General features: G+C 70.1%; 21 protein-coding genes and 1 pseudogene. 11 read left to right on the top strand and 11 right to left on the bottom strand.

Annotated features, from left to right (window positions below; genetic code table 11):
- Positions 1-427 precede the first annotated feature (427 nt).
- From ACIBB8_RS11380 to ACIBB8_RS11390, 3 genes are all read right to left on the bottom strand, one after another.
- Positions 428-631, bottom strand: coding sequence for a LuxR C-terminal-related transcriptional regulator (locus tag ACIBB8_RS11380; protein ID WP_398950830.1), 204 nt, complete (start codon positions 629-631; stop codon positions 428-430).
- A gap of 345 nt (positions 632-976) precedes the next feature.
- Positions 977-1933, bottom strand: a complete 957-nt coding sequence (locus ACIBB8_RS11385; RefSeq protein WP_398950832.1) for a hypothetical protein — start codon at positions 1931-1933, stop codon at positions 977-979.
- A gap of 110 nt (positions 1934-2043) precedes the next feature.
- Positions 2044-2505 carry a peptidase inhibitor family I36 protein gene (locus ACIBB8_RS11390; protein ID WP_398950834.1) on the bottom strand — a complete coding sequence of 154 codons (462 nt, stop codon included), beginning with the start codon at positions 2503-2505 and terminating at the stop codon, positions 2044-2046.
- Between the two features lie 168 nt (positions 2506-2673).
- Here ACIBB8_RS11390 and ACIBB8_RS11395 point away from each other — a divergent pair, with 168 nt between their 5' ends.
- The 4 genes from ACIBB8_RS11395 (at position 2674) to ACIBB8_RS11410 (ending at position 6660) form a co-directional block, all read left to right on the top strand.
- Positions 2674-3165, top strand: a complete 492-nt coding sequence (locus tag ACIBB8_RS11395; RefSeq protein ID WP_398950836.1) for a hypothetical protein — start codon at positions 2674-2676, stop codon at positions 3163-3165.
- 95 nt (positions 3166-3260) lie between these two features.
- A complete protein-coding gene (locus ACIBB8_RS11400; protein WP_398950838.1) occupies positions 3261-4679 on the top strand; it encodes an efflux RND transporter periplasmic adaptor subunit in 1419 nt (472 codons plus the stop codon).
- Entirely contained in the window at positions 4676-5398 is a 723-nt protein-coding gene (locus ACIBB8_RS11405) for an ABC transporter ATP-binding protein (protein ID WP_398950840.1), read from the top strand. The genes ACIBB8_RS11400 and ACIBB8_RS11405 overlap by 4 nt, the downstream gene beginning before the upstream one ends.
- 14 nt (positions 5399-5412) lie before the next feature.
- Positions 5413-6660 (top strand): ABC transporter permease, encoded by a 1248-nt coding sequence (locus tag ACIBB8_RS11410; protein ID WP_398950842.1) that lies wholly within the window; start codon positions 5413-5415, stop codon positions 6658-6660.
- A 446-nt stretch (positions 6661-7106) separates the two neighbouring features.
- Here ACIBB8_RS11410 and ACIBB8_RS11415 read toward each other — a convergent pair whose 3' ends face one another.
- Both ACIBB8_RS11415 and ACIBB8_RS11420 read right to left on the bottom strand, forming a co-directional pair.
- Positions 7107-7505: a DUF4440 domain-containing protein gene (locus tag ACIBB8_RS11415; protein ID WP_398950843.1), complete on the bottom strand. Its 399-nt coding sequence runs from the start codon at positions 7503-7505 to the stop codon at positions 7107-7109.
- A gap of 155 nt (positions 7506-7660) precedes the next feature.
- Positions 7661-8401 carry a putative quinol monooxygenase gene (locus ACIBB8_RS11420; protein WP_398950845.1) on the bottom strand — a complete coding sequence of 247 codons (741 nt, stop codon included), beginning with the start codon at positions 8399-8401 and terminating at the stop codon, positions 7661-7663.
- A gap of 105 nt (positions 8402-8506) precedes the next feature.
- On the opposite strand from ACIBB8_RS11420, the gene ACIBB8_RS11425 reads away from it, so the two are divergent.
- Positions 8507-9481: a helix-turn-helix transcriptional regulator gene (locus tag ACIBB8_RS11425; protein ID WP_398950847.1), complete on the top strand. Its 975-nt coding sequence runs from the start codon at positions 8507-8509 to the stop codon at positions 9479-9481.
- 189 nt (positions 9482-9670) lie between these two features.
- Here ACIBB8_RS11425 and ACIBB8_RS11430 read toward each other — a convergent pair whose 3' ends face one another.
- Together ACIBB8_RS11430 and ACIBB8_RS11435 are read right to left on the bottom strand one after the other, a co-directional pair.
- The gene (locus ACIBB8_RS11430; protein ID WP_398950849.1) at positions 9671-14275 is read right to left on the bottom strand and encodes an HAD-IC family P-type ATPase; all 4605 of its coding nucleotides are present in this window, start codon (positions 14273-14275) and stop codon (positions 9671-9673) included.
- A gap of 70 nt (positions 14276-14345) precedes the next feature.
- Positions 14346-14894, bottom strand: coding sequence for a hypothetical protein (locus ACIBB8_RS11435; protein ID WP_398950851.1), 549 nt, complete (start codon positions 14892-14894; stop codon positions 14346-14348).
- A 513-nt stretch (positions 14895-15407) separates the two neighbouring features.
- Here ACIBB8_RS11435 and ACIBB8_RS11440 point away from each other — a divergent pair.
- Complete coding sequence (locus ACIBB8_RS11440) at positions 15408-16199, top strand: hypothetical protein (protein ID WP_398950853.1); 792 nt, start codon at positions 15408-15410, stop codon at positions 16197-16199.
- A gap of 320 nt (positions 16200-16519) precedes the next feature.
- Here ACIBB8_RS11440 and ACIBB8_RS11445 read toward each other — a convergent pair whose 3' ends face one another.
- A complete protein-coding gene (locus ACIBB8_RS11445) occupies positions 16520-16951 on the bottom strand; it encodes an SRPBCC family protein (protein WP_398950855.1) in 432 nt (143 codons plus the stop codon).
- Positions 16952-17101: 150 nt separating this feature from the next.
- A complete protein-coding gene (locus ACIBB8_RS11450; RefSeq protein ID WP_398950857.1) occupies positions 17102-17398 on the bottom strand; it encodes a hypothetical protein in 297 nt (98 codons plus the stop codon).
- 108 nt (positions 17399-17506) lie between these two features.
- Here ACIBB8_RS11450 and ACIBB8_RS11455 point away from each other — a divergent pair.
- The 4 genes and pseudogenes from ACIBB8_RS11455 to ACIBB8_RS11470 all read left to right on the top strand — a co-directional run.
- Positions 17507-17725, top strand: a pseudogene (locus ACIBB8_RS11455) (dihydrofolate reductase family protein); the annotation flags it as partial.
- Between the two features lie 79 nt (positions 17726-17804).
- Positions 17805-18131 carry a hypothetical protein gene (locus ACIBB8_RS11460; RefSeq protein WP_398950859.1) on the top strand — a complete coding sequence of 109 codons (327 nt, stop codon included), beginning with the start codon at positions 17805-17807 and terminating at the stop codon, positions 18129-18131.
- On the top strand, positions 18128-19120 hold the full coding sequence (locus ACIBB8_RS11465) for an ABC transporter permease subunit (RefSeq protein ID WP_398950861.1): 993 nt from the start codon (positions 18128-18130) through the stop codon (positions 19118-19120). The genes ACIBB8_RS11460 and ACIBB8_RS11465 overlap by 4 nt, the downstream gene beginning before the upstream one ends.
- Before the next feature lie 573 nt (positions 19121-19693).
- Positions 19694-21295, top strand: coding sequence for an alkaline phosphatase D family protein (locus ACIBB8_RS11470; protein ID WP_398950863.1), 1602 nt, complete (start codon positions 19694-19696; stop codon positions 21293-21295).
- Between the two features lie 225 nt (positions 21296-21520).
- On the opposite strand, the gene ACIBB8_RS11475 is transcribed toward ACIBB8_RS11470, so the two are convergent.
- Positions 21521-22471 carry an alpha/beta fold hydrolase gene (locus tag ACIBB8_RS11475; protein WP_398950865.1) on the bottom strand — a complete coding sequence of 317 codons (951 nt, stop codon included), beginning with the start codon at positions 22469-22471 and terminating at the stop codon, positions 21521-21523.
- A gap of 115 nt (positions 22472-22586) precedes the next feature.
- On the opposite strand from ACIBB8_RS11475, the gene ACIBB8_RS11480 reads away from it, so the two are divergent.
- Positions 22587-23198 (top strand): TetR/AcrR family transcriptional regulator, encoded by a 612-nt coding sequence (locus ACIBB8_RS11480; protein WP_398950867.1) that lies wholly within the window; start codon positions 22587-22589, stop codon positions 23196-23198.
- 594 nt (positions 23199-23792) lie between these two features.
- Here the strand turns inward: ACIBB8_RS11480 and ACIBB8_RS11485 are convergent.
- Positions 23793-24320, bottom strand: a complete 528-nt coding sequence (locus tag ACIBB8_RS11485) for a hypothetical protein (RefSeq protein WP_398950869.1) — start codon at positions 24318-24320, stop codon at positions 23793-23795.
- Positions 24321-24441: the final 121 nt, after the last annotated feature.

Genomic DNA, 24441 nt, shown 5'->3' on the forward strand with positions numbered 1-24441 from the left:
GGGGCGGGCGGCTCGTCTCATGCGTCGCTGAGCCCTCGCCGCACTGTTGGTGCACAGAGAGGTCACGCCACCCGCGACTGGTCTGAACAAAAGAAGCCTCCGGCCGTGGGCCGGGGGCTTCTTCATGGAGCGGGTGACGAGAATCGAACTCGCGCTCCAAGCCTGGGAGTCACCGGCCTTCGCGGCGCGGAAACGTCTCTGACCTGCCTGTCTGGCGTGAAGGGCGAGGAGCGGCGGGGTCTCTGGGCGCCGTGTGTGACCGCTGTTCGCCGCTCCGAAGGGCACGGACGGGGCACGGCATGGTCAACGCGGCTCCGGAAGCGGTCCGCACGTCTCACCGGGCGGATGGGACAGCCCTCAGTCGGCAGCTCATGTGTGCATTTCTGGATGAAGGCAGCTCTCGAGAGCGTGATCCAGTGTTTGTCTCTCAAACCGTTGTGAGCGAGTGCAGGTAGGAGGCCGCGCAGAGCTGGTGGTACTGCAGGGGCCCGAGCTTGTGCCGAATCTTCTCGATATGGAACCGCACGGTGCGGCGGCTGATGCCGAGTTGCTCTGCCAACTCCTCGTAGGACGGGGCGTGTGCCAGCAGCAAGAAGACCTCGGCTTCCCTGTTGGTGAGTGTCTCGGTCATGGCGAGGGCTGCAGCCAGTGGTGACGGCGAGGCTGCCGGCAACTCGCTTGAATGTGGAGAAGTTGTTGCGGACATGCTCTCCATGTTCACATGTCCGTGATCATGGACAGTGCGTTCGCGCTCGGTCCTTGGTACCTCCAAAGCTCCCCGGGGTGGGGCTGCTTATCCAGGCGCCGTGTCGGTCCTTGGAGTCCGGCGTGCATCGCGCACAATTCGACCGCATGAACGGGTTCCCTGACAGCGTGGACCTGCTGCCGGACTGCGCGAACGTGGCCGTGTTCCAGGCGGGTTGGCACACTCCACCTGGGTCGGGGGTGAAACGGATGCCGACGTGCTTGGCGCCTCTCAGGAGAGCAGCGTGGCGGCCAGCTTCATCCGGTCCCCGTGCTGCTGGCGGGCGAGGTTCAGCGTCTCGGCGTTCTTGTCGATCAGCCGCTTCTGGTACGCGGTGGTCACCGCGTAGCGGACGCCGGCCAGGTTGACTTTCTTCTTGCACGCGACATCCGCTGCGGCCGCGGCGATGGCGGCGGGCGAGGACAGCTCCTCGTTCTGGAAGCCGAGTTCGTTGGACGCGTCCATGGGGTCGATGACGGAGTATCCGGCCTTCTTCATGCAAGCCGACCACTTCTTGTCGTTCTCTCGCACGTGGCTGTCCGCGCGGGTCTGGGACTCCGCCTCGCTCCTGAGGTTGAAGACGTACATGATGTCCACGGCGTTCGGCTTCGGTGCGTAGAGCTTAAGGAACGCCTCGCGGCTGCAGCCGCCTACGGGAACGGCCTGGCCGTTGACCTTCTGGCCACTGCCGCCTTCGCGTTGGGCGGCCTCCTGGCTCATCGGCATGGATTGCGGGTTGGCGTCGTCCGCACCGCTGAGGACCAGTTGCTCAGTGCTGGACAGGGCAGGCCGGGGAGGACGCTGCCGTCCTGCGGCGCCGGTGGCCAGCGGGTTCAGGTACCCGTACCGGGCGACTTCTTTGGCGTCGACCACACCGAAGATGTAGCGGTTGTCCGTTGCCGGGGCCGCTTGCTGCGGGGACGGCGTGTGGGCGAATCCGAACCGGGACATGCACTGGACCACGAGAGCTTCCTGCGCGCTGTTGAGCTTCTGCCGTTCGTCGGCGGTGGCCTCGTAGGCGCCCAGAGGGAATTCGAGTTGCTTTGTTTCCAGCATGACCGGGATCTCCCCCAGATCCGGTTCGCCGACCGTGCTGCCGGACTCGGTGGTGTCGGCGCAGGAGGTCAACAGCAGTGTGCACGCAGCGGTGAGCGCGGGGGCGATCCGCCGGACAAGAGGAGAGGGCATTCGGGTCCTCGGAGGAGTTCGGAAAGAGCCATACGGCCGCTACTCCACCCGAGAGCACGGGGCGGAACATCGGCCGTACGCTGCGATGTCGGATGAGGCGAGCTCTGTCCTCAGCTGTTGGTCGCGGAGATCGCGTTCTTGAAGGTGCTGGAGGCGTTGCCCTTGTAGCTGCGCGGGATGGTGCCCCAGGACCCGTGGTAGTTGGCGTCCGTGTAGACGTAGTAGTCGAAGACGCTGTCCCGGTTCCAGTAGGAAGCTGTGTTGTCGTTGGTGGTCTGGCCCGAGCCGTTGCAGTTTCCCTTGAACTTGTCGTCCGAGAAGTTGCTGTCACTGTCGTAGACGTCGAAGACACAGCCGACGTAGCCGGAGTTGTAGTAGAGGCCGAACTCGTTCGTCTCGAGGACACCGTCCTTGAAGTTGGCTGCGGCGCTGGTCGTGGTGCTGATCAGCAGACCGGCAGTCGCGGCAGCGATGGCCGCCAGCGCCCCGAGGCGGTGGGTCGTGCTTCTGGACATCATGTCCTCCTGGTGGGATTCCGGGTCGTCCGTGAGCAGGAACGCCAGGTGATCCAACCCGCCACCTGGCGGAGTGTCTACTGGCGCGAGGGACAGTAGTGGCGCCTGTGATGGACTGGTAGGTTGCCCGAATATCTCGCAGCGGACCGCCAAGTCGGCCGTCAACGAGCCGAATTCACACCCCCCGCCGTTTCCCGTGCGTGGTTTCAGCTCAGGAGTCGCCGCATGCGCCCTACCCTTCTCGTCTGCGGAGCCGTTCTGGCGGCTCTCGCGTTGACCGGCTGCGCCGGTTCGGCCGACGGGGCGGCCGAACCGGCGGCGAGCCCGTCGGAGACGGTGAGCGCGGAGGAGATCGCCTACTACCGCTGCCTGGAGAAGAACGGACTCGTTCTGGAGACGCCCAACCCGGGCCAGCTCCGCGTGGACAAGGACAAGAACACGGACGAGGCGGTGGCCGTGGCGGCCGAGGAGAAATGCCGGGACCTTCAGAAGGCGATACCCGATGCGCCGGTCTCCGAGGAGGACCTGGCGGCGGCGCGCGAGGTGAGCGCCTGCGTACGGGAGAAGGGCTTCGAGGACTATCCGGACCCCGACCCGAAGACCGGTGAGGTTGACCTGGAGTCCGCGGGGGTTTCGGAGGACCCGGAGCTGCGCGCCGCGCTGCGGGACTGCCGGCCGAAGAACGCCGGGGTGGGCGACGCCGTCGTCGGCGGCTGAGCCGGTGGTCGGCAGGGTGAAGGGAAAGGACGAGGGTGGTCGTCGGTGCCGGGGAGCGTCGGGCTGTGACGGGGACGGGCGATGGGGCGGGGGCCGTGAAGCCGGAGGCGGCGGGTTCGCCCGACGGCTTGCGTAGGCGCCGCCGCTGGGTGGTCGTCGTGGCCGCCGGTGCGGCGCTGGTCGCGCTGGGCGGACTGGGCGCCTCGCTGGTGATCAAGTCGCCCGCACAGGCGGCGGCCGAGGCCGGACCGCCGCCCAGGGACGTGTTGACGGCTCCGGTGGAGTACCGGGTGCTGGTGTCGTCGCTGATCACCCGGGGCCAGGTGGTCGCGGGACAGACGGCGAGGATCGCCCCGCAGATCTCGGGCGGAGAAGGGGCCTCGGGCGCGGTGATCACGAAGATCGCGACGCAGGCCGGGTCCGAGGTGAAGCAGGGGCAGGTGCTGCTGGAGGTCGCCGGACGGCCGGTGTTCGCGCTCAAGGGCACTGTGCCGGTCTACCGGGACCTGCGGCCGGGTGCCACCGGGAAGGACGTCGCCCAGCTCCAGAAGGCGCTGCGGGACCTCGGGAACGGGACCGGGGGCGACCCGGAGGGGACCTTCGGCGCGGGGACCAAGGACGCGTTGGCTGCTTTCTACGCGTCGATCGGCTACGACCCGCGGCCTGCCCAGGACGACGGCGGAGCCGCGCTGGACGCCGCCGAGGAGGCGGTGAAGGGCGCCGAACGCGCCTTGGAGGACGCTGAGGGCGCCGGGACGGACGGCGGCGGGAGTCCGGACAAGGCCGTCGACCGCGCCCGGGAGGATCTCGCCGACGCTCGGCAGGCGTACGACGAGGCCCAGGCACAGTCCGGCCCGATGCTTCCCGCGGGCGAGGCGGTTTTCCTAGAGGGCTTTCCGGCCCGGGTGGGCTCGGTGCAGGGCCGGGTCGGCGACCAGGTGACGGGCACCGCCATGGTCGTCTCGTCGGGGCGCCTGTTGGTGGAGGCGTACATACCCGAGTACCAGAAGGGGCTGCTCCGTCCCGGCCAGCCGGTGGAGATCCACTCCGAGCTCAGCGGGGTGACCGCAACGGGAAAGGTGGCCTCGGTCGCGGACGCCATGACCATGCGGGGGCAGTCCTCCAGTGACGGCGGGGACAAGGGCGATGGCGCGGCCGGCGGGGTCGGAGGGGAGTCCGGATACCTGGTGCGGATCACGCCGGACAAGGCCCTCGACGCCCGGCTGACCGGCCAGGACGTCCGGCTCACCATCGAGGCGGCGTCCACCGGCGACAAGGCTCTGGTGGTGCCTGTCACCGCGATTACCTCGGGCGCGGACGGCCGCACCGTGGTTACGGTGGCGGACGACGGGGGGCGGCAGCGCAGGGTGGAGGTCCGCCCCGGGACCAGCGGTGACGGGTACGTCGCCGTGGAGCCGGTGGGGAAGGGTGCCTTGAAGGCCGGCGACCTGGTGGTCACGGGCGTCGACGCGGGCCGGTCGCCGTCGGACGCGGCGGGCGGGACGGCGCCGTGACGTACGAACCCGCCACGCCCGTCATCGAGTTCCGGCAGGTCGGGCTGACCTATCCGGGCCCGCCGCCGGTCGCGGCCCTCAAGCCGTGCGATCTGACCGTGCGGCGAGGGGAGTTCGTGACCGTGGTCGGCCCGTCGGGGTCCGGCAAGTCGACCTTCCTCAACATCGTCGGCCTGCTCGACAGCCCCACCGGGGGCCGTTACCTGCTGGACGGTCTGGACACCTCCATCCTCAAAGACGCCGAACGCACCGCGTTGCGCGGCCGGCGGATCGGTTTCGTCTTCCAGTCGTTCCATCTGCTGCCGCACCGCAGTGCTCAGGAGAACGTCGAGCTGGCGCTCGTCTACAACGGGTCGCCCCACCGGACGCGCCGCGCGAACGCCCGGGAGGCGCTGGAGCGGGTGGGCCTCGGTCATCGGGCCGCCGCGGTGCCTACCCGGCTGTCGGGCGGCGAACGGCAGCGGGTGGCGATCGCCCGCGCCCTGGTGGCCCGTCCTGCCCTGCTGTTGTGCGACGAGCCCACCGGCAACCTCGACACGGCCAACGCCCGTTCCGTGCTGTCCCTGCTGGACGAGTTGCATGCGGGCGGCATGACGGTGCTGGTCATCACCCACGACGCCGACGTGGCCCGGCGCGGCAGCCGTACCGTCGCGATCCGGGACGGCGTCCTTCGCGAGCAGCTCGCCGGGATTCCCGCAGGCGGACCGGAGGCGCTGTGATCCGGCTGCGCCGCGTGCTCCGACCCGGCAGCCGCACACCCGGGCGGACCGTGCCCTTGTCCGTTCTGCCCCTGCGGGACCTGCTGGGCGAGGCGCTCGCCGGCATGCTCCAGCGCCCCGGCCGCTCGGCGTTGACCGCGCTGGGTACGGTCCTGGGCGTCGGCACCTTCGTGGCGATCCTCGGCCTGACCGCGACCACGTCCTCGCAGATCGACGGACGCTTCAACGCGCTGACCGCGACGGAGGTGACGGTCGAGGACGTCGCCGCCGAGCAGGACCCGTATGCGGGGCCCGCGTTCCCCGAGGACGCGGACGACCGGATCGGCGGGCTCAACGGCGTCCGGGCCGCCGGCGTGTACTGGACCGTCCGCACCGGAGCCGACACCCAGGTGCGGGCCGCTCTGGTCGGGGCGGGGACACAGGGTTCCGACATCGACGTGGTCGCGGCCTCCCCGGGAGTCCTCCAGGCTGCTCAGCCCACCGTCTCCCAGGGGCGCCTGTACGACCGGAGGATGGACGAGGACGGCGAGTTCGTCGCCGTCCTCGGTTCGGGGGTGGCCTCCCGGCTCGGCATCACCACTCTGCGCAGTCGCCCGGCCGTGTTCATCGGCGACCAGCCGTTCACCGTTGTCGGGATCATCGACGACACCCAGCGCAAGGCGGACCTGCTGCTGTCGGTGATCGTGCCGCGGACCACCGCCGAGAAGGTGTGGGATCCGCCGGAGGGCGGCGGGGCGTCGATGCTGGTGGCCACGGAACTGGGAGCGGCCCGGCAGGTCGCCGAACTGGCGCCCACCGTGCTGCGGCCCGACCACCCCGAGTACCTGAAGGCCGTGCCGCCGCCCGATCCGAAGACCCTGCGGACGGGAGTGGGCGACGACCTGGGCCGGCTCTTCCTGCTGCTCGCCGCGATCTGCCTGGTCATCGGCGCCGTCGGGATCGCCAATACCACCCTGGTGGCGGTCCTGGAACGCACCGGCGAGATCGGCCTGCGGCGGGCCCTGGGGGCGCGGGGCCGGCACGTCATGGCGCAGTTCCTGGCCGAGTCCGGCGCGCTGGGCGCGCTCGGCGGACTCGTCGGCACCTCGCTGGGGGTGGTCACGGTGGTGGCGGTTGCGGCGGCGCGCTCCTGGACCCCGGTCGTCCACCCGGCGACGGTCCTGGCCGCGCCCGTGATCGGCCTTGCCACGGGTGTCCTGGCCGGCCTCTATCCCTCCTGGCGGGCCTCCCGCATCCAGCCCGCCGAGGCACTGCGGCGCTGACGTCGGCGACATCTCCAGTCATCGGTGAGCGGCGCCCGCACCTCCGCGCCCGGCATGACCGGGGCGGCCTCGGCAGCCGGCCCGGTGCGAACTGGGCGGCCGTGACCGTGCGGGGCTCCTGCGCAGAGCCGTGGATCCGCTCCCGGGCAGCTGCGCGCGGCACCTGAATTGGTCTGGACAACAGAGACGGCCCAGGTTGCCGGCCTGGGCCGTCTCGCAAGAGCGGGTGACGAGAATCGAACTCGCGCTCCGAGCTTGGGAATCACTCGGGACTTGGGCCCCGAACGCGGGTCTGAACTGCGGAAACGTGCTTTCAGGTGGTACGTCCGTGGGTTGTGGGAAGCTGCCTGTTGACCGCTGTTCACCGCCCTGACCGGCACGTAGTGGCACGCGCCTCCCTCGGCGACCGGAGTCTGTCTCTCTGCCGGCCGTCCCGCCCCGACGGATCAGGGCCGGTCGTGCCAGGCGAATGCCGTGATCCGCCAGCCGTCCGAAGTGCGGGCGAACTGGAAGGTCTTGGTTCCGACGCCCTCGAACGGCTCACCGTCCAGGACCCCGGACTTGCGGTATTGGCTGAACCGCGACGCGATATCGCCCGCGACCTCGGTCCGCTCGGAGGTCTCCCACTCGGAGAACTCGACCAGTCGACCGTCGGACAGCAGCCGCCGGCGAGGCTCGATGAACTCGTCCACGGTGTAGACCGTGAACTTCGGGGCGGTGGTGACGATCACGCCGCTCGGAAGAACCAGCCGCTGGATCCGGGCCACGTCGGCAGCCTTGCCGCCCCGATTGTCGAAGGCGCCGAAGAACTCGGCGGTCACTGCGTCGATCTCGGTCTTGGACATGGACACGACGCTAACACCGAAGGGGCGAGGGCGCAGTTGCCGAGACCACCCAGCCGACCGGGGGCGTTCACCACCCGGACCAGCACGTACTGGCACGGCCCGTTCAGGAGGCTGCGGGTGGTGTCCCGCGGGGGCGCGACAGGGCGCCCCGCGCCTCAGCGGATGAGTGAGCGGGCTGTGGGTGCCAGCCTCAGGAGTTCGGGGGCTGCGGTCTGCGCCCGCTCGATGTCCGGAAGAAGCTCCTCCCGTACGAGGGGATGAGCCATGGAGTGGGCGAGGTGGCGGCGGTGCGCGCTCTCGTCCGGGTACGAGGTGAAGACCGCGACGACGTTCTCCCCGGTACGGACCGGGAGCCTGGGGAATGTGTTGGCCGCCGGCTCCGTGGTGAGTACGGCGAGTGGTGCGGGCCCTGTTTCCCGCAGCACAGGGATGAGACCGTCCCGGACCAGTTCGATGCCGTTGTGGCAGCCCGGAGGGAAGTGCCACAGTGCGCAGGCCACGAACCGATCCGGTACCGCGGCAGCTTCCTGCGGCCGGTCGGACGGGGTCACCGCGAAGCCGCTCCCGGCCGGCAGGGGCCGCAGAAGCAGGACATTGTCGGAATCGACCATGGTGGCGTTGGCCTGCGGCCCGTGCGCGGCCCAGACCGGCCCGCCGTAGAAGGCGGACAGGGCCTCCCGCCGGCCCTCCATGTCCGTGAAGCCGCGCAGCCAGACGAAACGGTCCGGATCGTCGAGGTCCCGGCACTGGCCGAGGACGATCATCCCGGCCTCCTCCTGGGTTTCGATGAACTCCCGGTCGAACAGATCGATGAGCTCGTCCCGGCGGCCGGGGCGCAGGGTGTACTGGCGAAGCTCGATCACAGCAGGGTGGTCGGCAGGGTCGGTTCTGGGCACGGACGATTCCTCTTTCGCGTTCTTCGGGCCGGGTGGATCGACCTGGGCCGACGGTAGGGCCCGTGTGTGCCAGAAGCTGTCAGTGTTTCGGAGCAGAATCCTCCTGTGTCCGCCGACCGGTTGCTTTCGATGCTGCTGTTGCTCCAGACCCGTGGCCGTATGTCGGCACGACGGCTGGCCGACGAGCTGAGCGTCTCCGTACGCACCGCCTACCGTGACCTTGATCGCCTGGCCGCCGGGATCCCGGTCCGCGCCGAGCAGGGCCGCGTCGGCGGCTATCAGCTGCTCGACGGCTACCGCACCCGCCTCACCGGGTTGAGCGAGCGCGAGGCCAGAGCGTTGTTCCTCGCCGGACTGCCCACGCCCGCTGCCGATCTGGGGCTCGCGGCGGAAGTAGCGGCAGCACGGCTGAAGTTGCTGGCCGCGCTGCCGGCGGGGCTGCGCGAAGAGGCGACGCGGGCCGACGCGATGTTCCACTTGGACGCACCGGGCTGGTACCGGGAAGCCGAGGCGACTCCGTATCTGCCGCTGCTCGTCGAGGCGGTGTTCAGCCGGCACGCAGTGGATGTGCGCTACCGGCGCTGGCGCGAGCCGCAGGAGGTGAACCGCCGGCTGCACCCCTACGGCTTGGTGCTCAAGTCCGGCACCTGGTACCTCGTGGCCGCAGCCAAGGGCCGGATCGCCACCTACCGGATCACCCAGGTCCTCGACGCGGTGCTGAGTGACGAGCGTTTCGAACGGCCGGAGCACTTCGTCCTGGCCGAGTACTGGTCGTCGTACCTGGACGACTTCCAGGCGCGCCGCTATCCGGGCACTGCGACCATCCGCTTGTCCCCGAAGGGGCGCGAGCGGCTGCCGGCCAACGTTCCCCCCGAGGTGGTCCGGGCATTCGACGCCACGGCAAAGGCGGTGGGTGACGACGGCTGGATCGAGGCGGTCATCCCGACCGAGAGCACCGAGCATGCACGTGGTGAGCTGCTGCGGCTCGGCATCGATGTGGAGGTCGTCGCGCCGGAGGAACTGCGCCGGGCCATGGCAGACGCCGTGTGCGTACTCGCCCGGACTTATGGGCGCGAGTGACCCGACGGGACAGGACATTGCGCACGGTGGTGCGGGCCCGGTGCGCGACGCCCCGGGAGCGCTGTGCGCAGGACCGGGGTGGGAGTGGAGCCGAGCACCGCCGCAGGCGGTCGCCGGGGTCACCTGCCCCCGGCGTCACCGATCTGCCGCCGCTGACTTCCGGCGCCGCGCTGAATCACCTTCAGGTCGTCAGTGGGCGAGCCGCACCACGGGACGCACGCGCGAGGCGAGACCGGCCAGCAGCTGGTCGGCCTGCGGCAGTACGCGGGGGCCGAGGGCGGCGGCGCCGACGGCTACGGCCACGCCGGCCCATGCCAGTGGGCCCAGCGGTGTGCACCCGAAGAAGTGGCTGACGAAGGGAGTCTGGACGAGGGCGATGAGCACCACAGCGGTGCCGAGGACGGTGGCCAGGACCACTGGGCTGTGGCGGCGTCCGACGACGGTCTGGGTGAGCTGGGCGCCGACCACACCGCACAGCGCCATCGTGCTGGTGCGCCGCGCCGAGCCCGGAGTGAGACTGCCGATCAGCCATGCGATGGCCGCGCCGATTCCGGTGATCAGGCCACGATGGCGGATCTGGCGGGTCAGCGGCCCGCCGAGGACGGCGAGGCCTACGGGTGCGTCGTCGGCCGTGGCGGGCTCACCGCCGGGTTCCGGATCGGGAGGGGTGACCGCGACTGCCATCGCCGGGAACATGTCGGTGAGCAGGTTGACCAGCAGCAGCTGACGCGTCGTCAGCGGTGACGTGCCGGCCAGCAAGGTGCCCAGTACGGAGAAGCCGACCTCGCCGGCGTTCCCCCCGAGCAGAATGCTGATCGCGTCGGCCACGCTTCGCCACAGGGCACGGCCCTCGCCGATGGCGTCGATGAGAACCGACAGTTCGTCGTTGGTGATCACGAGGTCCGCGGCGTTGCGCGCGGCGGCCGATCCGCGCGCCGCGATGCCGATCCCGACATCGGCGGCCCGGATGGCGGCGGCGTCGTTGGCGCCGTCCCCGACCATGCCCACGACGCGTCCCGCCTCCCGGAGCGCCTCGACCACCTGCAGCTTCTGCTCGGGTGCGACGCGAGCCACGACGCCGCAGTCCCGGAGCAGGCGCGCCCGCCCCGCCCGGTCGAGTGCGGCCAGCGCGTCACCGGTGACGACCGTGACATCCGTTGGCCAGCCGAGAGCGACCGCCACGGAACGGGCGGTCTGAGGGTGGTCGCCGGTGAGCATGACAGGTTGTACGCCGGCCTCGCCGAGACCGGCCACGAGCGGAGCCGAACTGGCGCGAGGGGTGTCGGCCAGTGCCACGAACCCGATGAGTTCCAGCAGTTCGAGGGGCTTGTCCAGGGCCTCCGCGGCCTCTTCCGCCGCGAGGCGGCGCTGGGCGACGGCCAGCAGCCGCAGGCCCTGGGCGGCAAGGGCATGTGCCGTGGCGACGGCTGTCGGATCCGCATCGGGGCAGCAGGGCAGCACGACTTCGGGCGCCCCCTTGACGACCAGCATGTCCTCGCCGTCGTCGTCCCTTCCGACGGCGGCCGCGTAGCCCCGGCTCGCCTCGAAGGGCTGGGCCCACTTCGTGGTCCACCCGGTCGCGCGCGGGGCGGCTGCCAGGACGGCCTCGTCGGTGGCGTGGGCGTGGGCACCCGGCTGCTCGGCGACGCGCGGGCAGGCCCGGGCGGCGATGCGAAGGATCGGTTCCGCTTCGGGGCCTGCCGCCGGGTGCTCGGCCCCGGCGGTAGTGACCAGGCGGACGACCCGCAACCGGTTCTCGGTGAGGGTCCCGGTCTTGTCGAAGCACATGGTGTCCACGCGTCCCAGGGCCTCCAGACTGCGCGGCGTGCGGACCAGGACACCCAGCCTGCTGAGCCGCCGCGCCGCGGCCATCTGCGCCACCGTCGCCACCAAGGGCATGCCTTCGGGGACGGCGGCCACCGCGACTGCCAGCCCGCCCTGGAGCGCGGTGCGCGCCGGGCGGCCGCGCAGCAGGGACAGGCCGGCCACCGCGGCGCCGCCGGCGAGGGTGAGGGGCAGGACCCGGCGGGTCAGTCGGTGCAGTCGTGCCTGGACCCCTGCCGAGGTGGGGACCCGGGCGGCGAGGGATGCCGCGCGGCCGGCTTCGGTCTGGGCGCCGGTGCCCACCACCACGGCGCGGGCGTGGCCGGCCACCACTGTGGTGCCCTCGAACGCCATGCAACGGCGGTCGGCGACGGGCGCCTGGGGTACGGCGGCCACCTGTTTGCGGGTGGGAAGTGACTCGCCGGTCAACGAGGACTCGTCGACCTCGAAGCCGCTGACCTCCAGCAGGCGCACGTCGGCCGGCACGACGTCGTTGGTGCGCAGCTCGATCACCTCGCCGGGCGCCAGTCGTTCGGCCTCGACGAGGGAAGCCTCATCTGCTGACACATCGGGGAGGCGCCGGGCTGTTCGCCGTTGCCCGGTGACGAGCTCGGACAGTGCCCGCTCCGCACGCAGCCGCTGTACACCGCCGACCAAGGCGTTCCCCGCGACGGCGCCGACAACGAGGAAGGCGTCCACTGCGGATCCCAGCAGTGCCGACGCGGTGGCACCGACCAGCAGGATGGGGGTGAACGGGTCGTCGAGTTCGGCCCATACGGCGCCTGCCAGGTGTGCACCGACCCGTGCCGACGCGAAGGCCGGGTGGGTGGCTGCGGCGCCCATGACGTGACCGGCCCGGGCCCGCATCACCGCCCATGCGGTGGGCGCGGCCCGCGGCGCCCTCGCCAGCCGGGCCATGACCTCTTCCGGATGCAGAGCGTGCCAGGGCACCCGTGGCCTCGGGTGCGGGGTCGTACGGGCGGCGACACCCAGGGCGGTGAACCAGCCCGACACCAGAGCCGCGGCGGTGGCGATGTTGACCGGGCTGATCCGCAGTTCGAGGGGGAAGGGGACCCGTTGTGTCCGGGCCCCGCGGGTGAGTACCAGGAGCTCGGAGAGCGTGGCGCCCGCCTCGGCGAGAAACTTGGACCGCCGGCTGGCTGCCCGTGCAGCGGGCACGGCGGACAGCAACCGCCACGTACCCTCAAGACCGCGCAACGGCAGAATGTCCGCGCCCCAGACGACAGCGCTGCGCTCGTCGGCGACGGCGACGGCGATGTCACTGCGGAGCAGCCCGTTGAGTACGTCGCGGGCGGCCGCGGTCAACGCCGGTTCCGCTGCAGTCCGGTCGTCCGGCACGCGCGCCACCGTGAGGACCGTCCGCCCGCCGCTCTGCAGGCCGGCCACCACGTCGGCCAACGGGATCTCGGCAGGGGCGAGTTGGTCGGCCAGCGCCCCGAACTCGCCGAGCGAGTGGTCGTCCAGCACCACAACGTGCAGGCCGGCCCGGCGCGCCGCGTCCAACGCGGCCTCGGCCATCGGGTCGACCTCCCAGCCGACCAGGACGGTACCGACATCTTCGCCGTGCACCGACGCGATCATCAGTCCCGTGTCCGACCGCTCCGCGTTCGGCGTCAACTCGTCGGGCACCGGCCGCAGGCCGAGTTCCGGCTCCCCGGACGGCATTGCCCCGTCCCTGGGGGCACTCAGGGCTGCGGTGGACTCCTGCCACAGCCGACGGTGATCCCAGCCGGCCATGCTGGGATGGACCTCGAGCACGGTGCGCCGAGTGCCGCGCAGCGCTTCAGGATGCAGGACCACGGTGTCCACAAGCTCCAGTCGGTGCAGCCGCTCCGGGCTGCGGACCAGCACGTCCTCGCGCGCCAGGGCACTTCCGAGCGCCGCGGTGAAGGCCGCCGGGCCGTAGCGCGCAGCCTTGGGCGAACCGGCCAGTGCGGTCTCGGCCGCCCCATCGAGGTTGCGGGTGAACAGGAGCGTGGTGAGGGCGCCGCCCAGCATCCCGTTGATCGCGGCGTCGGCGTACTTTTCGCCAGGGCACGAACGCAGCGGCGGACGTGCGACGTCGTCTCCGGCCACGGTCAGCCTGTCCGGAGCGCACAGCGTGTCGTGCAGGGCGTCGAAGGCCGTGAGCTGGGCCACGGACTCCACCAACTGGGCGGTCCGCAAGGCCGCGTCGAGCAGCAGCGGACTCGGTGACTGCCCGACCCCACAGACAGCCGCATGGGCGGCGGCGAGCACCAGATCGGCCATGTCGGGGCCCAGCGCGCGGCTCAGCACCGTCCGTACCCGGGAGTCCTCACGCATCACGACGACCGCGGCCACGACGACCTCGGGCACGGGCTTCAGAGAGAGTGTCCGTGCCGCGAAGGAGGTGGCGATGCCCGCCGCGTCGCACGCCACGGCGACAGCATTGGCGCGCACGCCCCCGGGCGCACCCGGGTGTGTGTGTTCCAGCGTCTGCTCACCGACGTGCACCAGCCCGTGTTCGGCGGCAAGTTCGGAAGCCCAGTCCACCACTTGCTCGCTGATCGCACCCTCGGTGGTCTGCACGATCAGCCGCCCCAGGCCGCCGTCCCAGTAGGCGATCAGCACGTCAGGGTGCTCGGCCAGCTCGACGGCCACTTTCTCGGCGGCGGCCTCGAGTCGCTCCCCGGTGGGTTCCTGCGCGTCCGGCTGATGCCGCAGTGCGAGGTGGATGCGGGAGCCTGAGCGCCAGTAACCGACTTGAGGGGTCACGGCGTTGCGAGCGACCCTGCCGACCCGCAGTGCGGTTGTCGCCACCGCCGCCGCGCCGCTTGCAGCGCCACGCGCACCGGCGCTCACCAGATCGGCGACCGTCCGCGCCGTGCCGGTGGTCGGCGGAGCGATCCGGCGGGTGGCCTCGACGGGGGCGGCCAAGGCGTTCTGGAGGGCCACGGCGGGCAGCCCGGTCAGCAAACGGAGGAGCATGTCTCACCTTCGCGGGCTTGCCGCACGGGTCGGCGGCGGGACGGTCATGAGAGCGGGTGGAAGGCCGGCGTCAGGGCTTCTTCCGCCCACCTGCCTTGGCCTGCGAGGTGCTCGTGGCGGCGCGCTTGGACGCGCGGACCTTTGCCGCGCCCGAAGTGCTCGTCTTCTTGGGCGCGCGGGTCTTCGCCGTCCCCGGCGTGGCCTTGCCCGGACGGGTCTTCGCCTTCCCGGTGGCGGTCGACGCCTTGGCCGACCGGGCGGCGCGCTTCGCCTGCAATGCTTCGGCGCGGGCCTCGCCGGCTGTCTGGGCCGCCGCGACATCCTTGGGGCGCGGCTGCGTGAGCCACACCACGGCGGCGCCCGCCGCGACCACTGGCCACTCGACCACACCGGCCACGCCGAGCAGCCCGGCACCGGTGTACGCCGCGACACGCCGCGCATGGGGCGAGACGACCCCGACGGAGTCCAGAACACCGTCGACGATCCCCTTCGCCTTCTCGGCGCCAGGGACCTTCTCCATTGCCGTCGTCATCATCTGCATGGGGTGCGCCAGCGCCTCCTGGACGGGATGCTGCACCTCCGTGTCCCCTGAGCCAGCCGCCTGGGAACTGTCAGTCATGGTCGCTCTCCCTCCGTAGCGAAGGTGAGGCATACGTCACCGAGGTCGTGACGCTTCTCACCTTTCCGACAACTTTGACCATAGCGGGCAATTTCGGCAAGTCTGGGCATATCAACATTCCGCCGTATGACGTACCCGGCGGTGAGGACCGCTGCGCCGAGTCCGCGAGGATCGGCGTCCCGGTCCCGGCAGAGGCCGCTGCGGATCGCTGACCGGAACCCTGCACCTGCCCCGGCCGTGAGGAGATGGCGGCAGGAGTGCCCGACCCGGGCCCGAACCGTGATCCCGAACGCCCGCCCGGGCGCGACTGCCTCGGCCCCGCGTCCGGCGCCGCCCCGGCCGGCCGGGCCGGCTGTTCAGGCTGCGTACAGGTTCGGGCGGGGACACTGCTGCCTCGGTGCGCGGCCCGATCGTGCAGAACGTCAAAGCGAGGGCAAAGCTGTGGTGAGAGAGGTCAATGCGGGGCAAAGGGGCATGGGGCGCACACGGGATCCCCTGCCGGGGCTGCCGCCCATGGCGACAGATCAACACCTGAACGATCGCGGCCCCTCCCACACTGTGCCCACGGTCCGGCGCGCGATGAGCAAGGTGCCGGAGGTCACCATCTGGTTCTGGATCATCAAGGTGCTCACCACCGGCATGGGCGAGACCGCGTCGGACTTCCTGGCCCATCTGCTCGGCCCCGTCCCGGCCGTCGGACTCGGCGGGATCGGTCTGCTGGCGGCCCTGGTCCTCCAGATGTCCGTGCGTCGGTACGTGGCGTGGATCTACTGGACCGCCGTCGTCATGGTCAGCGTCTTCGGCACGATGGCCGCCGACGTCCTGCATGTCGGCCTCGGCGTGCCGTACCTGGTGTCCGCCCCGTTCTTCCTGCTGGCCCTGGGCGTGGTCTTCGCCCTCTGGTACGCAAGCGAGCGGACGCTGTCCATCCACAGCATTCACACACGCCGCCGCGAGGCGTTCTACTGGGCCACGGTGCTGGCCACCTTCGCGCTGGGCACCGCTGCCGGTGATCTGACCGCCATCCCCCTGGGGCTGGGCTACCTGGGCTCGGGCGTGATGTTCGCCGTGGTCATCGCCGTGCCCGCGCTCGCCCACTGGCGGTTCGGCCTGAGCGCGATCGCGGCCTTCTGGTCCGCGTACATCGTGACCCGGCCGCTGGGTGCCTCCTTCGCCGACTGGATGGCGGTGCCCTCCGCGCGGGGCGGACTGGCGCTGGGACTCGGGCCGGTCACCCTTTACTGGACGATCGCGATCCTCGCCCTCGTCGGCTACCTCGCAGCGACCCGAAGGGATATCGCGTAGCTGCGCTGCTCGCGGCTGTTCCAGCGACTGCTCGCTCAGGCCTTCGCCCTGCCTGCGTCGGCCGGTAGCCGCAGCAGCCCCGGCCGTTGGCCTGGGGCTTTGTCGTGGAGCGGGTGACGAGAATCGAAGGCGCGCTCCGAGCTCGGGAACCAACGCCGTCTGCGCGGCCGACCTGGGGCCTGACCAGGCCAGACGCTACCGGGGCAACCCGTACCTGGGTGCACGGGGCACCGTTGTCGACCGCTGTTTGCCGCGCTGAAGGGCACGGATGGGGCACGACGGCCGTGGACCGCACTGCCGTCGTACTCGGTGGGGGCGCCTCACCCCTTCTGTTCCACCAACTCCTTGAAGTGCTCGAGGTCGTCCCGTACACGCCGTTCGATCGCGGTCGCCTGGGCGAATCCCTTCGGTCCGCCGAACGCCTCCTTGACGGTGCCCGGGTCGTACTCGATCCGGGCCTGGACTCGGGTGTGCTCCTTGTCGATGGGCAGCAGTGAGAAGGTTCCCGACAGGTCGGGACCGCTCGTGGTCTGCCACTCCATCCTGTGTTCCTTGCCGCGGTCAGTGATCTCGGCCTCGAACTTCTGAGCTCGGCCGCCCGCGTCGACGTCCAGGTGTGCCCGGTGCCCGTCCTCCGAACGGGCCTCGCGTACTCCGTCGACGAATCGCGGATAGGTCTCCACCTGGTGAAGGCGTTCCCAGGCCAGAGCGATCGGAACATCAACGTCGATCTGTTCTTCGAGCGTGCTCATCGGCCACCTCGCAGGTCGGTTCACGGTTTACGGGGCCATATCCCCATTGTCGCCTCCAGAGGGTCGATGGAGGCCGGCGTCGGTGTCCATGGGCCGCGGTGCTGTCCGTCCTCGGCGTTCCGAGGCACGGGCACAAGGACCGCGGCGGCTTCAGGTGTGCCCGAGTCCGAGTTCGCGGCCGCGGTAGAAGCCCTCCCGCTCTTCGACGATGTACGGGGCCATGGCGTCACGCCGCTGCGTCTCCGCCGCGGAGGCCCGCCAGGAGTCGCACGCTTCCTTGGTGTCCCAGAACGACACCCCGGTGATCTCCTGCCCGTCCTCGGACCAGTACGCGTAGGCGCGGCGCAGCGCCTGCGGGTATGTGTCCGGGCGCCAGGCCCTCTCGAACTCCTCCAGCGCGCCCGGCTTGATGCGGCGTGTCGTCACCCAGACAAAGTGCTCCACCATCGCGGCCTCCTCTGGAAACGCCGGTTCGACGTGATGGCGCCTTCTTGATCCATCGTAGGTTTGTGGCACCGCTTCCGCCTCTGCTGCGGGGGAGTGCGGCCGCCCCAGGCCGCTGGTCGGGATGTGCGCCGCGGTGGTGGAGTCACCACCATCCGTGAGTTCCTCGAGGCCGACCTGGTCGATACGATGCACATCGCCGTCGCGCCCGTCGACCTCGGTCGAGGCGAACGGCTGTGGGAGAGCCACACCGAGCTGCTCGACCGCTTCCACCTCGATTCGGTGCCGAGCCCCAGCGGAGTCACTCACCTCCTGTTCTGGAGACGATGACCACTGGCCCGCACGACCGCCCGCACATGGTTCACGCGGCGGTCCGGGTGCCTGGGAGGGCCGGATCCGCAGTGCCGACGTGGAGCGGGTCTGCGACTACCTCGTCGTGCTGGCCGGATCCCGGATCCAGCTCGCGGGCGATGTGTCCGAGCTGCTCGCGAGCCACTACCGGATCGTCGGGACCCGCGACGTCGTCGCGGCGCTGCCCGCGGCGGTGGAGCCCGTCAGCGTCGACCACACGCTGCGGGAGAGCACCGCGATCGTCCACGCCGCCAACGGACTGCCGGCCTCCGGCCCCTGGACCGTGGAAGCCCTCGACCTGGAGGAGCTGGTCCTGGCCTACATGGCCCGGGCGAATCAGAGCGCCGCCCAGCCCTTCCCGATGCCCACGGAGGCCCACCGATGATCTGGCTGACCTGGCGCCAGTTCCGTGCACAGGCGCTTGTGGGCCTTGGCGCGCTGCTGCTCCTCGCGATCTATCTGGTCTACCTGGGCCAGCAGATCCACAGCGGATACGACGACAACCTCGCGCACTGCACGGGCCGTGACAACTGCTCCGGGGCGCTGGCTGCCTTCGCCGACCGGTACGCCTTCGAGGTGGATCTGCTCGGCTACCTTCTGCTGGCTGTCCCCGGCATCATCGGCGTCTTCTGGGGCGCGCCGCTGGTCACCCGTGAGCTGGAGGACGGTACCCACCGGCTGGTGTGGAACCAGAGCGTGACCCGAAGCCGGTGGCTGGCGGTCAAGCTCGGGCTGATCGGCCTGCTGAGCATGGCCGTGACCGGGGTCTTCAGCTCCCTGCTGACCTGGGCCTCCGGTCCGGTCGACGACATCCTGAACGACCGGTTCGAGCCGGTGCTGTTCAGCTCGCGCAATATCGCCCCGCTCGCCTACGCCGCCTTCGCCTTCATGCTGGGCACTGCTCTCGGGCTGTTCATCCGCCACACGGTGCCCGCCATGGGAGCGACCCTGGTGCTCTTCGCCGTCCTCCAAGTCGTCATGCCCACGCTGGTACGACCGCACTACGAAACCCCGGTCCGCACCTCGGTGCCGCTCACCTCGCAGATGATCAGCGGTCTGACGAAGATCGGTACCTATGGCGAGATCGGCGGGCTGCGGGTGCCCGGTGGTCCCTGGGTGGTGAAGACCAGCGCCATTCTCGACTCCGAAGGCAGGGAGGTCGGTCACAGCGACTGGTACCAGGACTGCACCAACAACAAGTCGATCAACGAAATGCCGGACTGCCTGGCCAAGGGGAACATCCACGTGGACATCTCCGAGCAGCCGGCTGACCGCTACTGGACGTTCCAGTGGATCGAGACCGCGATCTTCGCCGCCCTGACCGCGGCGCTGGCAGTCCTGTCCTTCTGGCGAATCCGCGGCCGACTCACCTGAACGTCCCTCCCGCGAAAAGGCCGAACAGAAGCCTCTGGTACGGATCCGGTGCGGGACGCCCGAACTGGTCCAGACAACAAGAAAGGCCCGGGTCCATGACTTGGGCCTTCGTCGCGGAGCGGGTGGAGAGTCGAACTCGCGCTCTGAGCTAGGGAATCACCCGTTACTTGGTCCCTTGTATAGCCTCTGACCTGCGGGAACGTGTGCCGGCAGTCTCACTCTGACTGCTGCGGCGGTCCCTTTGGTGACGCCCGTTTACCGCCCGTACTGGCACGTTGTGGCATGGCCTCCCGCGTGGCGTCGGGGGAGACGTCGGCCTGGATGGGGATCGCGTTGCCCGGCACGGTGGTGTGGCTCGGCGGGATGCCAGTGGTGCGGGCGTCAGCTTGGTGTGCCGCGGCACACGTATCCGTTCGGAGGGCCTCCGTCAGGCCGGTGGGCAGCAGAGCTGGGAAGGGGGCAAGCCGCTCCTCGTGAGGTCAGCAATCCGCTGGTACGACTGATGCTGACCGTTCAACAGGGTGTTGTGTGCTGCGGCGCCGCCGTTCACAAGACCTCCGAATGATCTTCCGCATGCCCACACACGAGTATCTGTCTTCCTCCCGTCTTCTGGGCCGCCGCGGCCTCCTCGCCGCCGGCGCCGCCGGTGCCGCCGCCGTCGGCGGTCTGACCGCTCCCCGTGCCTATGCCTCGAGCTCGTCCGGGCTGGTGCTGTCCGGCCGACCTGAGGTCAGCCACGGCGTGCAGGTCGGCGATGTCGTCGGCCGCAGCGCTGTCGTCTGGGCGCGAGCCGACCGTACGGCCCAGATGGTGGTTGAGGTGGCCCGAGACCCGCGGTTCCACGACGCTCGGCGGGTTCGGGGGCCGGTCGTCACCCCGGACAGCGACTTCACAGGCCACGTCAGGATCAGCGGTCTGGCCGCGGGCGAACTGCACTGGTACCGGGTGTCCTTCCAGGACCCGGCCGACGCCCGCCGCACCGGCGCCGCAGTGACCGGCTCCTTCCGTGCCGCCCCCGACCAGCACGGTCCACGCCGCGACATCCGCTTCGTCTGGTCCGGCGACATGGTCGGTCAGGGCTGGGGTATCAACCCCGGCCTCGGCGGCATCGAAATCTTCGAGACCATGCGGCAGGCCAAACCGGACTTCTTCCTGCACAGCGGCGACACCATCTACGCCGACGGGCCGCTCCAGGAGACCGTGACCCTGCCCGACGGCCGGGTCTGGCACAACCTGGTCACCGAGGAGAAGTCCAAGGTCGCCGAGACGCTGGCCGAGTACCGCGGGAACTTCCGCTACAACCTGCTGGACGACAACGTTCGCGCCTTCGCCGCGGAGGTGCCCGGCATCTACCAGTGGGACGACCACGAGGTCCGCAACAACTGGTATCCCGGCCAGATCCTCACCGACGCCCGCTACACCGAGAAGCGCGTGGATGTGCTCGCAGCCCGGGCCAGGCGGTCCTTCTTCGAGTACCTCCCGATCGACGACCAGTCGGCCGACGAGGCGGGCCGCATCTACCGGCGAATCAGCTATGGGCCGCTGCTGGATGTCTTCGTCCTGGACATGCGCACTTACCGGGACGCCAACAGCCCTCAGCTGAACACCGAGCCGAACGGCGGCATCCTGGGCCGTCGGCAGACCGAGTGGCTCAAGCGCGGGCTGGCCGGCTCCAAGGCCCTGTGGAAGGTCGTCGCGGCCGATATGCCGATCGGCCTGGTAGTGCCGGACGGCGCCAATATCGAGGGGGTCGCCAACGGCGAACCCGGTGCGCCCAAGGGCCGCGAGTTGGAGATCGCTGAGGTGCTGCGCCACCTCCAGCGGCACGCCGTACGCAACACGGTGTGGGTCACGGCGGACGTGCACTACGCCGCCGCCCACCACTACGACCCCGCGCGGGCCGTCTTCCAGGACTTCGACCCCTTCTGGGAGTTCGTCGCCGGACCGCTCAACGCGGGCACCACTACCCATCCCTACAAGATGGACGCCACCTTCGGCCCCCAGCTGGTGTTCGCCAAGAACCCGTCGGCGCTCGCCTCGCCACTTGACGGGTACCAGTTCTTCGGACAGGTCGACATCGATGCCGCCTCCGGAGCGCTGACCGTCGCGCTGCGGGACGCACCCGGGGCCACGCTGTGGAGCACCAGGCTGGAGGCGCAGCGCAGCGAACGGTGAGTCGGCCGCCACGACCTGGTTTCTGAGGCTCACTCCCGAGGTGGGCGATGGTCCCGTATTGACCGCTGGTCACCGTTCTGAAGGGCGTGGATGGGGCACGGTGTGGAGTGGTGGCTTTCCGGTGTCGTTCACTGGTGCTGAGGCGGGCGACTGACGTGTGTGGGGGCCTTCGAGGCCGGTGGCTCATAGCCGCCCCGCCGACGCCAGTGTTCCCAGCTGCAGGTCCTACGCATCGGCTGCGCCGTCGGCGGCGTCCGGGTCGAGGGAGTCGATGTCCTCCATGAAGCTCAGCATCCGGGCGTTTACCAGGTCGGGGTGGTCGATCTGCGGTCCGTGGCCAGTTGCCGCGACGATTTCGGCGCGGGCGCCGCGGATGACACGCGGTACGCGCTCCAGCTGGCGCTTCGGGTGCACGAGCAGGCTGCGCTTGCCCATGATGAGGTAGAACGGCGTCCGGATGGAGCCCAGCTCTTCGTCCGACAGGGGCAGTGGGGCGGGGCGGCGTATCCGGAAGGCGCGGACGCCTGCCTGGATCCACTTGCGCAGTTCGGGAACGACGAGTACCGGCTGCTCCAGCCAGGCGGCCAGGCGCGGGCGCAGCGCCTTGGGGGCGAAGGTCGCGAACAGGCTGGCGAAGATCCACACGAAGAAGCGCAGGCCCACCTTCTCCAGGCCGCCAGGGTCGAGGGCGGTGACGGAGGCGAGCCGGCCGGGGCGGAGGTGAACCTGGTTGATGACCAGCCAGCCCCCGTAGGAGGAGCCGACGAGGTGGACCCGGTCGAGGCCGAGCGCGTCGAGGGCCTCGTCCATCCACTGGGCCGCGCGCTCGGGCTGCCACATGGGTTCGCGCTGGATGCTGCGGCCGGGGTCACCGGGGGTGTCGAGCGCGTAGACGGGGCGTTCGGCGCTGAGCGCGGGGGTGTTGGGGTACCACTGGGCCGAGCAGCCGCCCGAGCCGTGGATCAGGACGATGGGCGTACGGGACTCGGCGGCCGGGTCGGTGGGGCCGTACCGGTAGACGTGCGTGGTGCCGAAGCTCGTCTCGATGTCCGTCTCGGAGCGGGCGGGCGCACCCATCGCGTAGAGCGCGTCGCAGGCGGCGAAGTACCGGTCGCGCAGGGTGTCGTTGACGTAGCGGCCGACGTCGCGGCGTACACGGGTCGTGTTGTCGGGCACGGTGGCACCTCCTGGAAGATCCGTTCTTCGTGATACGACCGTACCACGATGTTGATACGGCGGTACCATGAAAAGAGGGTGCTGACCCATCACCGACGGGCGGAGACACGAGAACATGCCGAAGCGCGTGGACCACGAGGAACGGCGCAACCAGATCGCCGAGGCGCTCATTCGGGTCGCCGGACGGCGCGGACTGCATGCTGTCGGCATGCGGGACGTGGCCGCAGAGGCCGGCGTGTCACTCCGGCTCGTGCAGTACTACTTCGAGACCAAGGAGAAACTTCTCTTCTACGGGCTCCAGCACCTGACCGACCGCTTCGCCGCACGGATGGGTGCCCGTCTCCGCGCCGCCGGTACGAACCCGGGCCCGCGCGCGACGATCGAGGCGCTGCTGCTGGCCTCCCTTCCGACCGACGAGGAGGGCCGCACCTTCCACCTCCTCTACAGCTCCTACTCGATCCTGTCCGTGACCGACGAGGCGCTGGCCGCCCAGCCTTTCATCGACAACCCCGACGCTGCGGAGAACGCCCTGACCGGACTGCTCGAACAGGCCCGGGCGTCAGGCCTGACCGATCCCGGTATCGCCGCGCGCACGGAGGCGATCAGCCTGCTCGCCATGACGGCGACCATGGGCACCAGCATCCTCGTGGGCCAGCGGAGTCCGGAGTCGGCCATCGCGGTACTTCGTTACCACCTGGACCGGATTTTCTCGACCACCGATCGGTGAACGGGGCGGCGGGCTATATCTGACGCCAAGTCAGGGCGCTTGTGGTGCGCGAATGGCGTACGTTCCGTAATTGATCTAGACAAAAAAGAAGCCCTGGGCCGCCGGCCTGAGGCTTTTTCATGGAGCGGGTGACGAGAATCGAACTCGCGCTCTGAGCTTGGGAATCACCCGGTGCCTCCACCAGAGAACGGCATCTGACCTGCATGAACGGTCGGGTCGGAGGCGATTGCGGCCCCCCTGATGGTCCCCTGATGACCGCTGTTTACCGCCCCTACTGGCACGTTGTGGCATACCGCGAGCTTCTGCCGGAAGTGAACCCGCTCCCCCGGCCATCTCCGCTGGACGATGGTCCGTCGAGTGGAGGTCGCCGGGGGAGCGGGGTGGTGCGAGGGCTCAGGCCCACAGGAGGGCCAGGACGAGGACGGAGCTGAGGGTAGCGAGGGCGAACCGCGCCAGGGCCATGGTTCGGAGCCAGGCGGGAAAGGGAGCGTTGGCGGTGGCGATGAGAGTGGAGGCGTCGACGGTCTGCAGGGTGGGGGCGGCGGAGCGGGTGGTGGCGTTCAGGGGGCCTTCTGTGGAGTGGCTGAGGGAGGTTCAGGCGAGGGCGGCGGCGGTCAGGGCGAGGGCCGAGCCGGCGAAGACGACTGAGTGGCGGACGTTCTGGAGGGTTCGGGTCCAGGCCGGGAAGGCGCCTTCGGCCGCGGCGAGGAAGGCGGGGACGTCGACTCGGAGGAGCTCGGGGTCGCCCTTGCGGCGGAAGGCGGCTCGGACGGAGTTCACGGCGCCGAGCTGGCTCTGCAGGATCGCGATGTTGGCGAGGAATGCGATCGAGGAGAAGACCCAGGTCAGGGTGGTGCCCCAGGGGCTGCCGGCCAGGTTGAGCGCGGCGGCGGTCAGTGAGGCGGCGGCGAAGGCGCCGGGGGCCCACCACTCGTGACCGCTCGCGTCGAAGCGGAGCCGGTTCTCCTCCAGAACGGCGGGGCGGACGCCCTGGCGCTCCAGCTCGGCGACGGCGGCGGCCTTGGCGACGGCGCCGAAGCGGTGGCGGAGGACCGGGATGCTGACGAAGGCGGCGGCGACGAGGATCTGAGCGGCGGCGGCGAGGACGGTGAGGGTGTTCATGACGGGCTCCTGTTCGGTTGGCTCGACCTCCACTTGCACTTAGTTCAAGTGGCGATGTCAAGAACCTTAGAGCAGGACTTGAACACTGTGCAAGTGGTTTCTTGAACTTTGTGCAATCCGG

It is taken from the genome of Streptomyces sp. NPDC051286 (assembly GCF_044455345.1).
GTDB lineage: Bacteria > Actinomycetota > Actinomycetes > Streptomycetales > Streptomycetaceae > Streptomyces.